Annotated in this window: 21 protein-coding genes; 15 read left to right on the forward strand and 6 right to left on the reverse strand. The window is 33.7% G+C overall.

The genetic code is table 11. The features are described from left to right. Positions 1-25: 25 nt before the first annotated feature. Both ACFQU5_RS03070 and ACFQU5_RS03075 read left to right on the forward strand, forming a co-directional pair. Positions 26-475, forward strand: a complete 450-nt coding sequence (locus ACFQU5_RS03070; RefSeq protein WP_390284581.1) for a hypothetical protein — start codon at positions 26-28, stop codon at positions 473-475. 334 nt (positions 476-809) lie between these two features. Next, entirely contained in the window at positions 810-1076 is a 267-nt protein-coding gene (locus ACFQU5_RS03075; protein WP_390284583.1) for a hypothetical protein, read from the forward strand. 349 nt (positions 1077-1425) lie between these two features. Here the strand turns inward: ACFQU5_RS03075 and ACFQU5_RS03080 are convergent, their stop codons facing one another. After that, positions 1426-1611: a hypothetical protein gene (locus ACFQU5_RS03080; protein ID WP_301137274.1), complete on the reverse strand. Its 186-nt coding sequence runs from the start codon at positions 1609-1611 to the stop codon at positions 1426-1428. A gap of 938 nt (positions 1612-2549) precedes the next feature. Here ACFQU5_RS03080 and ACFQU5_RS03085 point away from each other — a divergent pair. From ACFQU5_RS03085 to ACFQU5_RS03120, 8 genes are all read left to right on the forward strand, one after another. Continuing rightward, positions 2550-2912 (forward strand): STAS domain-containing protein, encoded by a 363-nt coding sequence (locus ACFQU5_RS03085; RefSeq protein WP_390284586.1) that lies wholly within the window; start codon positions 2550-2552, stop codon positions 2910-2912. Positions 2913-2915: 3 nt separating this feature from the next. After that, on the forward strand, positions 2916-3329 hold the full coding sequence (locus ACFQU5_RS03090; protein ID WP_390284588.1) for an anti-sigma regulatory factor: 414 nt from the start codon (positions 2916-2918) through the stop codon (positions 3327-3329). 2 nt (positions 3330-3331) lie between these two features. Beyond that, a complete protein-coding gene (locus ACFQU5_RS03095; RefSeq protein WP_390284590.1) occupies positions 3332-4336 on the forward strand; it encodes a PP2C family protein-serine/threonine phosphatase in 1005 nt (334 codons plus the stop codon). A 76-nt stretch (positions 4337-4412) separates the two neighbouring features. Continuing rightward, on the forward strand, positions 4413-5024 hold the full coding sequence (locus ACFQU5_RS03100) for a PP2C family serine/threonine-protein phosphatase (RefSeq protein ID WP_390284592.1): 612 nt from the start codon (positions 4413-4415) through the stop codon (positions 5022-5024). Positions 5025-5278: 254 nt separating this feature from the next. Beyond that, positions 5279-6100 carry an STAS domain-containing protein gene (locus ACFQU5_RS03105; protein ID WP_390284594.1) on the forward strand — a complete coding sequence of 274 codons (822 nt, stop codon included), beginning with the start codon at positions 5279-5281 and terminating at the stop codon, positions 6098-6100. Between the two features lie 858 nt (positions 6101-6958). Then, complete coding sequence (locus ACFQU5_RS03110) at positions 6959-7420, forward strand: GNAT family N-acetyltransferase (protein ID WP_390284596.1); 462 nt, start codon at positions 6959-6961, stop codon at positions 7418-7420. A gap of 289 nt (positions 7421-7709) precedes the next feature. Further along, the gene (locus ACFQU5_RS03115; protein ID WP_390284598.1) at positions 7710-7880 is read left to right on the forward strand and encodes a hypothetical protein; all 171 of its coding nucleotides are present in this window, start codon (positions 7710-7712) and stop codon (positions 7878-7880) included. A 245-nt stretch (positions 7881-8125) separates the two neighbouring features. Then, positions 8126-8503, forward strand: coding sequence for a hypothetical protein (locus ACFQU5_RS03120; protein WP_390284600.1), 378 nt, complete (start codon positions 8126-8128; stop codon positions 8501-8503). Positions 8504-9011: 508 nt separating this feature from the next. Here ACFQU5_RS03120 and ACFQU5_RS03125 read toward each other — a convergent pair. Together ACFQU5_RS03125 and ACFQU5_RS03130 are read right to left on the reverse strand one after the other, a co-directional pair. Continuing rightward, positions 9012-9326 (reverse strand): hypothetical protein, encoded by a 315-nt coding sequence (locus ACFQU5_RS03125; protein WP_390284602.1) that lies wholly within the window; start codon positions 9324-9326, stop codon positions 9012-9014. Positions 9327-9399: 73 nt separating this feature from the next. Further along, entirely contained in the window at positions 9400-10032 is a 633-nt protein-coding gene (locus ACFQU5_RS03130; protein WP_390284604.1) for a copper amine oxidase N-terminal domain-containing protein, read from the reverse strand. A gap of 446 nt (positions 10033-10478) precedes the next feature. Here ACFQU5_RS03130 and ACFQU5_RS03135 point away from each other — a divergent pair, with 446 nt between their 5' ends. After that, positions 10479-10667 carry a DUF6366 family protein gene (locus tag ACFQU5_RS03135; protein ID WP_390284606.1) on the forward strand — a complete coding sequence of 63 codons (189 nt, stop codon included), beginning with the start codon at positions 10479-10481 and terminating at the stop codon, positions 10665-10667. Positions 10668-10758: 91 nt separating this feature from the next. Here ACFQU5_RS03135 and ACFQU5_RS03140 read toward each other — a convergent pair whose 3' ends face one another. Beyond that, positions 10759-11184, reverse strand: a complete 426-nt coding sequence (locus ACFQU5_RS03140; protein WP_390284714.1) for a CBO0543 family protein — start codon at positions 11182-11184, stop codon at positions 10759-10761. Between the two features lie 123 nt (positions 11185-11307). On the opposite strand from ACFQU5_RS03140, the gene ACFQU5_RS03145 reads away from it, so the two are divergent. Together ACFQU5_RS03145 and epsC are read left to right on the forward strand one after the other, a co-directional pair. Beyond that, positions 11308-12276, forward strand: a complete 969-nt coding sequence (locus tag ACFQU5_RS03145) for a 2-hydroxyacid dehydrogenase (RefSeq protein ID WP_390284608.1) — start codon at positions 11308-11310, stop codon at positions 12274-12276. Positions 12277-12468: 192 nt separating this feature from the next. Beyond that, a complete protein-coding gene (gene epsC / locus ACFQU5_RS03150) occupies positions 12469-13368 on the forward strand; it encodes a serine O-acetyltransferase EpsC (RefSeq protein WP_390284610.1) in 900 nt (299 codons plus the stop codon). Between the two features lie 99 nt (positions 13369-13467). Here the strand turns inward: epsC and ACFQU5_RS03155 are convergent, their stop codons facing one another. After that, the gene (locus ACFQU5_RS03155; RefSeq protein ID WP_390284612.1) at positions 13468-13662 is read right to left on the reverse strand and encodes a hypothetical protein; all 195 of its coding nucleotides are present in this window, start codon (positions 13660-13662) and stop codon (positions 13468-13470) included. Between the two features lie 154 nt (positions 13663-13816). Here ACFQU5_RS03155 and ACFQU5_RS03160 point away from each other — a divergent pair, with 154 nt between their 5' ends. Both ACFQU5_RS03160 and ACFQU5_RS03165 read left to right on the forward strand, forming a co-directional pair. Then, positions 13817-14209 carry a MarR family winged helix-turn-helix transcriptional regulator gene (locus tag ACFQU5_RS03160; RefSeq protein WP_390284614.1) on the forward strand — a complete coding sequence of 131 codons (393 nt, stop codon included), beginning with the start codon at positions 13817-13819 and terminating at the stop codon, positions 14207-14209. Beyond that, positions 14206-14553, forward strand: a complete 348-nt coding sequence (locus tag ACFQU5_RS03165) for a DUF3147 family protein (RefSeq protein ID WP_390284616.1) — start codon at positions 14206-14208, stop codon at positions 14551-14553. The genes ACFQU5_RS03160 and ACFQU5_RS03165 overlap by 4 nt, the downstream gene beginning before the upstream one ends. 30 nt (positions 14554-14583) lie before the next feature. On the opposite strand, the gene pdxR is transcribed toward ACFQU5_RS03165, so the two are convergent. Next, a complete protein-coding gene (pdxR, locus tag ACFQU5_RS03170; protein ID WP_390284618.1) occupies positions 14584-15954 on the reverse strand; it encodes a MocR-like pyridoxine biosynthesis transcription factor PdxR in 1371 nt (456 codons plus the stop codon). Positions 15955-16024: the final 70 nt, after the last annotated feature.

Below are 16024 nucleotides of genomic sequence, written 5' to 3' on the forward strand. Positions count from 1 at the left end.
CGAGGTTTGTTGAGGAGGAGTATAAATGAGCTTTCTTTTTGGGTTAAGTGTTGTAATCTCGGGAATTGTAAGTGTTGTCGGTTTTGCATTCACTAATATGACTACTTCTTCTTTTGACCCCACAGGTGACAATTTTTTTGGAAACGGCAACCCAGGCTTAATGTTTGTTATGTTTCCGATGTTAATTATGCTTTATTTTTTCTTTGCAATGATGTTTGTTTTTGAAAAGTTACATGAACGTTTTTCAGTGAAAAGGAAACTAATTCAAGCATGCTATTCAGGGGTGTTTGTGTTGATTTCGGGAATGACGATTTACCGAATCGTTTCATTTCGAAATGAAATCAACCCATATTTTGAATACGAAATATCCTATTTAAATCCTTTTACAAATCATTTATTTTTTAACTTCTGGACGTTTATAGCCTGCCTTTGTGTTTCAGGATTTTGCTCATTTTATTTAAAGAAAAGAATGTGAAGGAAAGTACTTAAACTGTCAAGATGCTTTAGTTAAATAACAATATTCAACAATCGGACGCAATTCAAAGATGAATTGTGCCTTTTTTAGCAAAAGGGACAGATTGTTGAGAAACACTTTCACTTATTCATATAGAATATTAGGTGAGTTTGTGATAAACACTACTATGATAGGACATTATGCAGTAGCTTATTCAACAATCGGTCGCTTACCTTGAATAAGGAGGGGGTCTTTCTTCATGAATAGGGTCATTTTTGGAAATAATATTCTCTATACTTATACTGTTTATCTATGTTAAGATGTCACCTACAGAACTAAGGGGAAGAATTACAAAATGTATATTATTTTTGCTGCAACAATGATTTTGTTATCCGGAGTTACTTTATTTTTTTGGACACTAAATCAGTTAAATCTGGAAATTCATAAAAAAGAAAGCTATGTTAAAGAAACTTACAATCCTTCTTTTGAACAAATAATCATATTCGCCATAATTAATCGAGTGTTAAATGTCCTTCCACTTAAGTTAACGAAAGGAATATTGATTATTGTATCATTTGGATTAATACTACTATCGCTATTTTGGTTTTTACTTCTATTATAAAGTGCTGTTTTTCAACAATCGGGCGCTTTCATGGAATAAGGATTACAGAAATGATTAAAATATCACCAAATCAAATTGTTAACAATAACATCTCTTACAATTCTTTTGGTTAATTTACCCTCATTATGTTCTAAATAATAGTAGTCCTTATTCAAGTAATCTGCCCAATTAGTACAATAGATTCAATAAGAAAAGGCATCAACCCTTCTTGGATCAACGCCCTTTAGATTAATATCATTTCTTGGAATCAACTACATACCAGTTCCATTTCACAAATAAATATATCCAAAAATTATTATTGAATTTTGAGTAAATAAAAAAGCCGCTAACTAAATTGAATTACCTAAAATTATCGATTTGGCATATTTGGGTTTTGTTCATGAAGCTGCCAATAATATTGGACCAGTTGATTCTCATACTTAAAATGCAATTCGTAAAAATACATATGCAATTTCGGATCTATGTGTTCATAATATTTCGCTAAAGTACCATATAAACTTGTCATTTGAAGAAGTTGTGCTAAACGCGGATCCATTGATTCTCTCCTTTTTCTTTCCATCTATAAACAACGTATTCAAATGTCAGGAAGCCCATTAGGCTAATGTCTAAAAGAAAAAACTTACTGAATAATTGGACAAATAAAAAAGCGACCAGCTCTACTAATAAAAGGTCGCAATTTTATTTCAAATACTGGTACCCCGATTACTATAAAAGTATTCAGGGGTTGTACAATTAATTACTAACTATTGTCTTTTTTATAAAAACAAGATTTAAGTCTACTAGATAAGAATCCATTTTAATCAATTTTTTAAATTGGATTCTTTTTATTTATTCATTAATTAAGTTCATTTACAGCTCTTTCGCATTTTCTACTATTCAACAATCCGGCGCGTTTCTTTAATAAGAAATGTGTCCTTTTCCATTAAAGGGAAAAAGCGTCCTCCACAAATTAGATTGTGGAAGGCACTTTTACTATTATATATACTGTCACCATTAATTGCTGCTTACATATGATTCACTTAACCGTATAGAGATAAACTAAAAATCTTTTAGGCCCCCTACTTCCAAAAAGTACACCACCAATCCCTGCACCGATTACACCTGAGAAGATATTACCACTAAGGCCACCTGGAATATCTTTTCCCAAAAGCGTACCTGCAAGTCAACCGAAAATCCCGCCAATTATTATAGTCTAAAGAATTCACAAAATGATAAAAAAAAGGTTTGATACTTAAATATGCGGGTATGTATTAATAGTTGTTTTCATTATATCCCTACTTGACTATCTTATTGAAGTCCTTTTTGGCTAGTCGTGATTTGAAATATACAAATATATCGTGTTTAGTCACAAGACAAAGACCGGTAATTCTAACTTATTATAAGAATTTAGAGCTAAAGTTACGTAAATAACAGCGCAATGTAGTAATACAGTAGTAATGACGAAACGAAAGCTTGAATAAATGAGGGAATAAAATGAATACAAAAATACCGATTTTAAAATTATATAATTATCTGTTTGTTTCCATTCAGTGGGAGCTTGATGATCAAACAGCCTTACAATTTCAAGAATCACTGCTTCAAAGAATATATGAAACTGGAGCTAGTGGTGTAGTAATTGATTTAACGTATGTTGATATGATTGATTCTTTTATTGCTAAGGTACTAGGCGATGTGATTAGTATGGCCAAAATGATGGGTGTAAAAGTTGTATTAACCGGCATTCAACCAGCTGTAGCGATTACTTTGGTTGAACTCGGGATTCATCTCCAAGATGTCGATACAGCATTAGATTTAGAAAAGGGGTTAGAAATATTACAAAAAGGGTTGGGGGATTAAATCATGGATTACCAATCCTCTATAAAAATAGTATCAGAAAGTGATATCGTTAAAGCTAGGCAGCTTGGTCGAAACATTGCTAAGAAGCTTGGGTTTGGAACAGTTGACCAGACAAGAATCACTACTGTAATTTCCGAGTTGGCGCGAAACATCTATTTGTATGCCGGCACGGGAGAGATTCATATCGAGCTTGTCAGTGCTCTTGGGAAACAAGGTTTAAAAGTAATGGCTCAGGATCATGGTCCGGGAATTCAGGATATTAGGAGAGCCATAGAGGATGGATATTCCACATCTGGTGGTTTAGGGGCTGGGTTACCGGGGGTAAAACGTTTAATGGATGAATTTGATTTGACCACAACAATTGGGAAAGGGACAACTGTTGTGGTAGTAAAGTGGCTTCGAGGAGGGTTTGGGTAAAAATGGATTTTAAACAAATTTTAGAATCCGGTTATCGGGAGGTACTTTGCAGATATTTAGAAGAATCTTCTGAAGCTGCATTGTATCAAGGTCAAATGTTCAGCAGGAAATCCATTAAACAGCAGATATCCCCTGAAGAAATTATTAGTATCCACTGTAAAGTCTTAAAGGATTTATTTCCGGATATTAGTAAAGAAATTTTAGATTCATTTGATTTCCTTATTGAATTTATGATGAACTATGGCTTAGCTTATCATGAATACCAGAGTTTGAAGGACAAGCAATTTGAAATTAAGTCGGAAATTGAAATGGCTGCGAGCATACAAGAGTACTTTTTAGAAACGTCAATTCCGAAGGTGGATGAAGTTGATATTGGTGCGATTAGTGTAGCGGCAAAGAAAATAAATGGAGACTTTTATCGCTTTGTTGAGGATGAAAAAAGTATTAGTGTTGCAATTGCAGATGTAATAGGAAAAGGAATACCTGCTGCACTTTGTATGACTTTGATTAAATATGGAATGGATAGTTTGCCTAAGTCAATAACTAAACCAAATGATGTGTTAGGAAATCTAAATAGAGTCGCAGAAAAAAATCTTGATTCAAGTATGTTTATTACCATGTTTTACGGAGTATATGATTTCGGTAATCATACATTTACCTATGCTGCTGCAGGGCATGAACAAGGGTTCTATTATCATGCAGCTTCTCAATCCTTTGAGGACCTTACAACCAGAGGCATGGTTCTAGGTGTAGAACAGGATATTACATATGAGCAATTTGAAAAGAAGGTTAATCCCGGGGATATGATCGTTATGCTATCAGATGGTGTGACTGAGTCTAGGACAGAAAATGGATTCATTGAACGATCGATAATAACTGATTTAATTCAAACCTATATGCATTTGTCTGCACAAGAAATGGTGGAGAACATTTATCGTGATATCGAGAAATTACAAAAATACGAGTTAAGGGATGACTTTACGCTAATTATTTTTAAAAGGCTATAGTGGGAGTTCAAATCAATCATATCAAGCATCGGGATAACAAAAAATAACTAAAAATTTATGAAAGGCACTGGTAAAGATGATGGATAAAAATAAGCTTGAATGTGGCAACCAACATATTCAGGCAATTGCCTATCAAGTTCCTAAGAGTGGAAATGTAATAAACGGGGACAGCATTTATATGAAAGTAACTAACGAATACTTTATCTGTGCTGTTTGTGACGGGTTAGGCAGTGGGGAGTATGCATTTCATTCGTCAGATGCGGTTCGCAAGGAAGTAGAAAAAAACCATGATAAAGATGTAGAGGTATTAATTGAGTATTGCAATCAGGTCCTCAAAGATAAAAGAGGCGCCACTCTATGCATTTTAAAGGTACATTTTCTACAAGGGACTTTCACCTATAGTACGGTGGGAAACAATCAGTTTGTTCTTTCTTGCCCCTCTGGAAAGTTTATCTATCCACTGCCTATTCTGGGCTATTTATCTGGGAGGCCGCAAAAATATCGATGCGAAACATATTCTTATGAAAAAGGATCAAAATTTATTATCCACACGGATGGTCTAGTGATAACCGATATAAAGTCATTAGCAAGCTCCTCAAGTTCAATTGAAGAAATATATAACTATATAGATAACCATGCAAAAACAGGGAAAGACGACTTGACTTATATTGTAGGTCAACTTTTTTAAACAAGTCTATTTTCGCTTATAAAATTTTTTATCGTATAAGTCATATAATGCAAAATTAAATGCTTCCTGCTTTTTTTTAAAAGACATTTGCGATAGTTTGCCTAGAAACTGCAAATTTTAATTCTTTTTTAACATCAAATGTAACAAAGTGCATGAAATTAGCCGTAAAAAAGTTTAATTGCTCATAATTTGGGTATTAACATGAAGTTAACACTGTAAAGCGTAGAAGAGACTTAACTAAGGGGGACTAAAATTTGGAAACATACTATGATACTACACATATATCCCGATATATTACCGTTAATAAGCTGGAGTTTCAGGAGAAACTATTATCGGAGGCAGTCAATGTAGCCACTAATATTGAGAGTATATTAAAAGAAGGAAATATTGATTTATTGAAGAATGCTCAAAAGCTCGTTCTTTATGTAGTGGAAGATAGAAACGAAGAACTAATTGCATTCGCTAACGAAGAAGGCATTGCTTGGGCGAAATATTCATTAACTGTTGCGTTCAAACTAGAATGGGTACATGCAATTAGACGTACTTTATGGTATTTTATCAAACAATATGATCAAACAAATGAAGATGTTAATTTTGCAGACAATTTTTTCGAATTGGAAGAAAAAGTTAATGATGGGATTGATGAGTTTTTAAACTCGTTTTTTATTAGCTATTCACAATATAAAGATGAATTAATCCTTTCTCAAAGGAAATTAGTAGAACATCTTTCGGTACCTATCATACCAGTAAGCCAAACGGTAGCTGTATTGCCGTTGATTGGTACATTTGATGCTTATCGTATGGATATTATTGAAGAAAAAGTATTAACAGATATTGCAAAGTTAAGGATTATGACATTAATTATTGACTTGTCAGGAATATCAGACATGGACGAAGTAACAATCGCTCGTTTTCAAAAAGTGTTGATTGGTATCACGCTGATGGGGGCCAAATCAGTCATAACTGGATTACGACCAGAACTTGTTAGACAAATGGTTCATTTAGGGATCGATCTTACTAGTTATACAGAAACAAAAGCAACCCTGCAGCAGACATTAAATAATTATCTTGGCTAATCCTATAAATATATATATAACCTGGGAAGGTCTACTGCGCAGGGATTTTTATGATTAAAGTTAAGCTGTTATGGAGGATTGGATTCGGTATTGTGCCGGACTCAATCCTTTTAATTTACCTTTAACAGGTTTGTGACTTTAGTATTCGATATGGTTGGCCTTGAAAAAAGGGAAAAATTTCACTAATTACTATCTGAAAAAATTGAGATTGTTTCAACGATAAGGCTGTCCTTTATCCAAAAAGGCTCGAACCTGACTTTCTCCTTTTGAAACATCCAGATCAACGACTGGATTCATATTGAAATCTCCTCCTCTAAGAAACTGCTAAATTAGTCGGTAACCCCTAAAGCTGCTTGTAATATCATAGGTTCGCTTGTTAAACGGGATCCTTGTCCCAACCAGCTTGAAACATGCTTATACAAGTAGGGGGTGAACAGTTTTGCGGACGGGATCGAGTCCCACGGGCGCTACGTTCTACCCCGACTACCGTTATAATGTGACCTGAAAGAAAAAGGTCAACCAGAAAAATCTGGCTGACCTTATATTACGACCGGGCGCAATTCTTGAAAAAGAAATTGTGCCTTATTTAGTTAAAGAGCCAGATTGAGGAGAAAACTTTAAAGAGAATAGGTTTTAGGTTAGGTTGCTTATATAAGTTTTACTAATGATTTGGGATTAAATAATGATAATTTACCTTATGTTTCCTATATGGTAACTTTTAAGTAAGAAAGGAAATACGAGATGGTAATTTTTTTGTATTACATTTTCATGTTATTGACTTTGATTATCCAATTATTTGAGAATCACTGGTATAACCCAAGTAGAATAAAATGGTCGATTAATTAAGGGGGGATTTAATTGGAAACAGAAATCCGGTTTAGAATAGCTACTGAAAAAGATCTAGAAAGTATTGTTGCAATGCTTGCAGATGATGTTCTCGGAAGTAAACGAGAGCGATATGAGCATCCACTTCCCCACAGTTATCTGAAAGCATTTGAGGCTATTACATCTGATCCTAATAATGAGTTAGTGGTGGCATATCGGGGCGATGAAGTAATTGGCGTACAACAAATTACTTTTACACCATATATAACACATCAAGGTGGATGGAGAGCTACTATCGAGGGAGTAAGAATATCTTCTTCTGTGAGGGGAATGGGTGTGGGTACTAAACTTATAAAATGGGCAATTCAACGTGCAGAAGAACGTGGTTGTCATATAGTACAACTCACAACTGATAAAAAGAGACCAGATTCGTTAAGGTTTTATGAACGGTTAGGGTTTAAAGCTACGCATGAAGGTTTAAAGCTAAAGCTTTAATTATTTTTTATTAAACTGCCATGAAAGAAGAACATAATTATCTTTCATTCTGTGGTGAAATTTTGCCATGAGTGGCTAACTTGTAATTAGGTAGATACTGAACTTCAACAATCGGGCGCTTTCCTTGAATAAGGAAAGTGCTTTTTCCATTAAAGGGCCATAACGTGAAGTAAGACTCAATAAATGAATTGTATAATTATGTTAAAAATAAGGTGATATATATATAGATGTGTTAAATAATGGGAGTAGGTTTGTTTAAAAATCTAATAATTGAAGGGAGTCTGGTGTAATGAATTTAGAAGAAAAAAATCAAAAGAAAAGAAAAATTCAAGGGAATTACAGAAAGGTAATACATCAAAACAGAAAAGCTAATCACATTAATAAAAGAGAGATTTTTATAATTTCTTTGATTATATTCCTTTTTGCTTTGATTTATATTTTGTCAGGTCCAGGCTTTTGAAATTTACAGGCTTAGTCGAAAAACAATCCTCAACAATCAGGCGCAATTCTTTAATGAAGAATGCTTTTTTCCATTTATGGCGATAAAATTGAAAAACACTTTAAAAAATGTATATAGAAGTTATGATAGTTACTGGATATTTTTGTTAAATTAGAAAGGGAATTATGGAATTAATATAAAGTATAGCTAAAGCGGAAGCGGGGAAATCAATAAGGTGAGGAATTTTATATTTATATATAATACTATTGTCTGTTTTTATTATTGGTTGTACTGATAACACTAAACATTATGTTTTTAAGGGCGAAGGAGAATACTGGGAAGTAGAATATAATTATGAAATTACTGGTGAATCAAAAGATAAATATAATTTACTAATAAAATATATAGGCGAATTGGAAGAATTATCGGCTGTTAATGATTTTTCATATTCGTATACGACATCTGCTGGTGAAAGTAGTGGATCGTTTATATATGAAGAGAATGAAGTAACAAACAAAATGCAAATAGGAAAAAGTGGTGCATCTGAAGGTACCCCTATTCTGCAAAAAGATGAAGTAATCGAGATAATAATTAATTGGGGTGATAATGTAGAAGTTATTGAATTGAAAAACAAAGGAGAATAAAAAGATTTTTATATTTTTTAATGCTACTGTTATAACCCTTTGCACTAGGCAAGTAATTGCGTAAATTATAACCACCTAAGTACAGAAAAGAGCAGCCTTTTTATTCAACAATCGGGCGCTTTCATTGAGTAAGGAAAGTGCTTTATTCAATTAAAGGGCCATTTAATGGAATAATACTTTTATTTTCGAAAATACAAGAGCTTGAAATCTAATGTAGTAGTATTTCCTAAATGCGTCGGATACGTAGAAAGAGGGGCATTAGTTAAACGATAGGTAAATAAATATAAAAACCTCCCTACAAGTACGGAGGTTCAATCTCTTCAGTTCCGAGTATTTCTTCAATCTTAGTGTATAATATTTTTTCATTATGTGAATCCCAGTCATTATTGCATTTAATAACTAAATCGTAATCAGCTTTTGAGATTGCAACTAACTCAGATTAATTTCGCAGAAACCTAAAACGCCTCATTTGGGGATTATCAACAGTTAATGGTGTTCTACTAATCTATCAAGTAATTAAATTCATCTTGATGAACTCATCGAAAACAATATTACGAACTTTCCATACCGAACCATCTCTCTCAAGAACGAGTCTTCTTTCAACATTCTCTTTATTATCCTTACAAACGTTATATACATTTTGTTCAATATACATGATATTTGCGTTGCTTTTATTTTCTGTAGCCTTGTATTCTTTCACGTTCTTAAATAGTTTAGCATATTCGCTAATCTCATTTTGACGAATAATATCTCTTATATATGATTGAGTGAAGTAAGGTCTAAAGTAAGTTTGTTTTTGACTGATTGACAATAGTTTTGTCATATCATTTGCCTTATCGATAAGAGCCCATTACTCTATCATTTGTCAAATGACCTTATTTTACCGCTGGCAATTGCTATTGCTTGTCATCTAGTGAAACTTTATATTTACCAGTACCTACTATAACTTGGTAGTTACCAAGCGTGATTGTAGCAACTTTAGTTTTGTTGTTCCATTCAACCTGTTCATTATCATTAATGGGGAAAGCCGCAGCTATAGGAACATAAATCTTTCCGTTGAAATTTTTAACTGGCACATCAATAGTTCTAGTTGGCCAGTCATTAATCTGTATCTTATTGGAGTCTTGTGTCATAACTACTTCAACAAAACCATCTGTTAAAGTAACTTGCTTCTTCTTTTGATTCCATTTAACATCTAATCCTAATCCTTCTGAGATTGCACGTAACGGCAATAGAGTTCTGCCTTTATAAAGTTTGCCATCATTGATCACGGTAACTTCCATTGGCTTTGCTTCTGGCAGTGGTATAACCTCAACCGGTTTTTCTTCTGTTTTAGGAGCTTCTTCTGTAGTTCCAGTTTGTGTTTCTGTACCAGATTCTGTAGTAGCAGGTATTGTAGTTGTATCTTCGATTACTACCTCTTTTTGTTCAGTTGGAGTTTCTGCTAAAGGTTCTTCTGCATAAACGCCATTTACTGGCAATGTCAATCCGATCAATAATATAGGTACTAATAATATTCCTTTTTTCATTTCCTAATTTCCTCTCTTTGTAGAAGAATTTTACAATATAATAATAAGATAGATTACTCAGAAATGATATTTATTTATGATATTTAAGCCATATTTACTACCTATTACTTTATCCTTTTATCAATGTAGTTGATGATTTTATGTAGTTCCTTGAAATATTACCATATTTTACCTAATCCAATTTATAGATATTTCGAATGAAAATAAGGTTGATTCTTTTATATTTAACGGGGTATTTTGCATTAAGGATTAGCTTCTTTCACTAGGTCCAGGTTAGGTGAAAATTAACACTCATTTGTATTCCACAATCGGGCCAGATTGTGGAGTAAGACTTAATAATAAAATTGGATATTTATGTTAAAATATAAGAAGGAAATGAAACGTAACTTAGTTTAAATCAATTAATTAGAGTTGTTCTATAAAATTATAGCGGAGGTGTATATTTATTGAACAAAGAAACTCCAGGAGAAAGAAGAGAAAGATTGAGACAAGAAGAGTTGAAAAGAAACCCATCAGGAAGTATTCATGGTGGAGGACTTCAAGATTTTATTGGGAATCTGGGTTGGAAAGGTGCAGGAATACTCATCCTTATAATAATAGTTTGTATAATAATCTATTTAGCTTTCTTCAACTAAAGGGCGCTTTTCATTAATATGAAAAGCACCTTTTTTCATGAGAAGGGACATTTAGTTGAATAAGGTGTAAAAATTTTAATATTAAACAAAACTATTGATAATTTTGATCCAGTTGTTTAAATATATTGATTAGCCATTTGAATACCATAGCTATGACAAAATAAGGTATCAATGAATAGATATATTTCCAATGAGAGGGTTCATATATCCCTAACCACACCAAAAATGGTTCCAAAAGAAATGCGAAAACAAATGCATTGATTGTTGCGGCAATCAAAAATTTTTTCCATGGTGTAAAATACTGGTAGATCATCATGTAAATAATAGGCATTTGCAATCTATGTATTTCAATAGGTAAATGCATAGGTGTTATTGTAATTGGGTATTGCCATAACCCAAACCAAGCACCTATTAAGTCTCCATATATTGCTACTGTCCCTACAAAAAATCCGTATGTGATAATCTCAAATATTCTTTTTTTGTCTAAAATAATAATCCATACAATGAATAAACCTATAGATGTAACNTCTTAGTTATTGTCACTAAAAAGGAATCCTGCAATCTATCAAACTCAATTCACCATGGTTTCAATAAGGGTATTGCTGTAAAATTGATATAAAAGAAAAAGGGTGTGTTGAAAATGAAAATATTATTTACTCGTTCAATTGAGTCTCCTCTGTTGGAGCAAATTTCTGAAGAATATGAAGTGGTAATGTGGAAAGAAGAGAATAGCGTCATGCCAAGGAACGAACTACTAAAAGAAGTTGCAGATGCGGATGCTATTTTTACTAATTTAACGGATATATTGGATGCTGAATTTTTTGAGCATGCCAAGAAATTAAAAGTTGTGAGTACGATGGCTGTTGGATTTGATAATATTGACCTTCAAGAGGCAACAAAGCGCGGTATACCAGTAGGCCATACACCGGATGTATTATCTGAAGCAGTGGCAGAGCTTGCGTTAACACTGATGTTTGCTTGTGCTAGACGCGTTGGTGAAAGCATGCAATTCATTAAAGATAACAAATGGGAAAGCTGGGGCCCATATTTGTTTGCGGGGCAAAAAATCTCCGGTGCCAAATTAGGGATCATCGGAATGGGACGTATTGGCAAAATTCTTGCGAAACAGGCGAAGGCTTTAAATATGGAAGTAGTTTACTCGAATCGCCGACGTGATGAAAAAACCGAAATGGCCCTCGACATCGATTATCGGGATTTAACTAGCCTTCTAAAGGAGTCTGATTACGTGGTCATGTTGGCTCCTGCTTCGGCAGAAACATATCATATGATGGGTTATAACGAATTCTCGCTAATGAAAGAGACGAGTATATTTATTAATGTTTCAAGGGGTTCTACTGTGGAAGAGGAAGGTTTATATAAGATTTTAAAAGAAAATAAAATTTTCGCTGCAGGGCTAGATGTATTTGAAGTGGAACCAATTCAACAAAATCATCCCTTACTGTCTTTAGACAATGTAATTGCCGTGCCTCACATAGGGAGTGCTACAAAAGAAACAAGGGATAAAATGGTCGAAATAACACTAACAAATATTACAAATGGATTAAAAGGCGAACGGTTGCTGCATACAGTCAACGAGGAAGTGTATTAATAAGTTCATTTTTTAATCTAGAGCAATTTGGCACAATTGGCAGATTGCTCTTTTTTCTTACAATTCATTAAAAAGAATCGATAGTAAAAGTACAAATACTTTTAATTCGAAGTTATTTACTTAAGACTAAGAGTATCATAGAATAATAGACAGGCGAGAAAGACTAGAAATGATAAATTAAAGGGGAGAAGCATGATGAAATTAAATGAATGGTTAAATAATGAAGTTCCCAATATTTCGAAGTCACTTGAAGATATACATAAAGATTATTTTTCAATTGATAAGACAATAGGTTTTGAAGGGCAAGAGACAATCTATAAAATATTGAAAAATTTCCGTTCTGCACTTTTCCCATGCCTATGTGATAAAATCACGACTGACAATGTAAGATTAAATATTACAATCGGGAACAATTTAAGAACATCTGCCTTGAATTTAAAAGATCTAATTGAAAAGGTTCTTTTGAATAATAGTGATACTCCATTGAATGAAATTACTTCAAGATCAGAAGAAATCGTGATGAATCTAATCAATAAATTTCCGGAACTTCGTAGAATGCTGCAAACCGATATTCAAGCTGCATACAATGGTGATCCTGCAACAACATCAACTGAAGAGATTTTACTAAGCTATCCTTCTATTCAAACAATGAGTATACACCGAATTGCACATGAACTTTACAAAGAGGGTGTGCCAGTTATACCGAGAATTATGTCGGAGTATGCACATCAGCTGACAGGAATTGATATCCACCCTGGTGCTTCCATCGGAGAATTTTTCTTCATAGACCACGGAACTGGGGTTGTCATCGGGGAAACATGTACGATTGGCAAGAATGTTAAAATTTATCAAGGCGTTACATTAGGAGCGAAGAGCTTTCCGCTTGATGAATATGGAAATCCAATCAAAGGAATTAAACGCCATCCGAATATTGAAGACAATGTTGTCATTTATGCTGGTGCAACGATTCTTGGTGGGGATACAACTATTGGACAGAATTCGGTAATTGGGGGGAATATTTGGTTAACTCAATCCGTATCTGCAAATTCAAGAGTTTATCAAACTCAGCCGTCACCAAATATCAAAAGTTAACTAAATCCTAAAAATGTTCGATTCATACTTAAAAGCCTGTTGGGGAAACTAACTCCTTGACAGGCTTTTTCTATACTAGTTATTGGACACTACGAGCTACTAAGCCATGCCACCTTGATTATTGTCCATTTTCTTAATAACATCCTTCATCGACAGCTTTTCAGAGTTATTCTTCTCGGGGTGCTCAACCGTGATGAGCCCAAATTCTTCATCTTTACTAAAACGAACTTTTTCTTTTGAGACATCTAATGGATTATTATTGTTTTGATTTTCGAAATCTTTATTATTTGTCATACTTTCAGCTCCCTTCTTGACTAATATGAGTATTTTCAATTTGGTTTATGTACTACTAGTTGACTTTTAATATGTAGAAATAAAATAAAAACTACTTTATTTTATATCGTTATATACGATATAATCTGTATTATCGATATAAAAGAGGTGCACTATGGAACTAAATGCTTACTTTACAGATATTTATTATTATCTTCATCCGACCCATGAACAAACAATTTCACATCAAAGTATTCGAATTTTACAAATGATCCAGAAAGAACAAGAAGTTACCGTTCGATTTGTGTCAGAAGCTTTAAACATTTCCCATAATACCGCTTCCGAGCATGTGAAAAAGCTTGTGAATAATGGATGGGTCATTAAAAAACGCAGTAGTAAGGACCAACGAATCGTATTTCTGCTGTTAACATTAGAGGGTTTGCAAGTTGTGAAACAAAACACTGAATTGGACAAATTAAAATTGCAAGCAGCTATGAATAAATTAAGTGAGGCGGAAAAAAATGAAGTTATACATGCCTTTGGTTTATTAAGTAGGGCAGCAAAATGATGGTCTGGGTAAAACTTCTAACTTCCGCTTTAATTATTGCCTCTGTAACTGAACTGGCAAAAAAATTCCCCCTCTATGGGGGAATTATAGCTGCACTACCTTTAATAAGCCTGCTAAGTATATTTTGGCTAACTGTACAAGGTGAAACCGTTAAACAAATTCAGACGTTTACAATGGGTGTCATAATGGGATTACCAGCAACAATTGTTTTGTTGGTAGTCGTTTATATGATGATAAAACATTCATTTCCCTTTGTTTTATCACTCGTAGTCGGAATGATTGCTTGGGGTGTATTTTTAGGTATTCAAAAAATGCTATTTGAACATTTTAATATTCAACTCTAACTTTAATAAACTAAAAAATCACCATCAAATTCAACATTGATGGTGATTTTTCCATTGGGTCGAAAGAAGGGATACTGCTTCTTCAATTTCGTCATAAGAAATTGCTCCATATCCAATCATCACGCAATTATCAATTGCACTTAATTGATAGGAAGTTGAAATAGGGTCCAGAGCAATTCCAGCGTCTAGGGCAAGTTTAATAGCAGTCGTTTCTTTAAGCGATTCCGGTAACTTCAAGACGATATGCAGACCTGCTGCATCCCCAATGATTTCATAGTTACTCCCTAAATAAGCCTGTAAACTTTCGATTAATTTTAGTCTTTTTTTACGATATAATGTCCGCATTTTTGCAATATGCTTTGTGTACAAACCACTTTTCATAAATTCAGCAATAACTAATTGGTCGATTTTAGAAACTGTAGTCTTTTGGTCACCATAAAAAGTATTGAAACTTTCAACTAGGGTTTTAGGTAATATCATATAGCTCATTCGAACGGAAGGCATTAATGTTTTCGAAAATGTACCAAAATAGATGACCCTTTGTAGTTGATCAATTTGTGCTAATGGGGGAATAGGGCTTCCTTTATAACGAAATTCAGAATCATAGTCATCTTCAATTAAGTAAGCACCGTTAACTGATGCCCATTTTAATAAGTCAATTCTTCTCTCGATTGGCATTACGCCTCCTAAGGGAAATTGATGGGCTGGTGTTATATAGTAATACTGACACGGCTGTTTAGGGATAGTTGCCCCTTTAGCATCGATGGGTACATATTGGACATTTAATTGATTTTGTTGAAAAATTGAGGTTGCTCTTCTGAAACCAGGTTCTTCTATGGCTACAGGGACATTACCTAAGAACCTGCACATTTCATTGAGTTGATGTTGTGTGCCACTATAGACGAAAATTTGATCAACCCCACAAGTAACGCCTTTGGATTTTTTTATGTACTGAACGATTTGTTCTCTTAATGCCAACTCTCCTTGCCAAGGTCCGTTGGGCACGATATCAGACAATAATTGACTTTTATAAATCTTTAACCATTCTTTTAGTGGAAAGTATTGCTGATCAACCTGTCCATTCTTAAAATTGTAAATAACTTGGGGGACTGGCTTTAAAATTTTGTTTTCCTCATTCACACTAGGCAGTTCCCACTCCAAATCATAAGGTGAAATATAATAGCCAGAACGCTCTACACTATAAATATAGCCTTCACTTGCTAATTGTTCATAAGCTTCCTTAATAGTATGAATGCTAACATTTAAATCTTTGGCAAGGCTCCGTTTAGATGGAAGTTTTTCTTCGGTAATCAGTGTCTGGTTGACAATCATATTCTTTAATTGTTCATAAATATCTAGATACTTTGGTTGTTTGTGCGAAAAAATAATTGATATCTCCAAGAATCTCCACTTCCTCTGGTATGGTAAATAAATTCATTATTGATACTTTTTATCGTATCAAATTTACAGT

Origin of the sequence: Ureibacillus sp. GCM10028918, from assembly GCF_042666115.1 — a bacterium.
Classification (GTDB): Bacteria; Bacillota; Bacilli; order Bacillales_A; family Planococcaceae; genus Ureibacillus.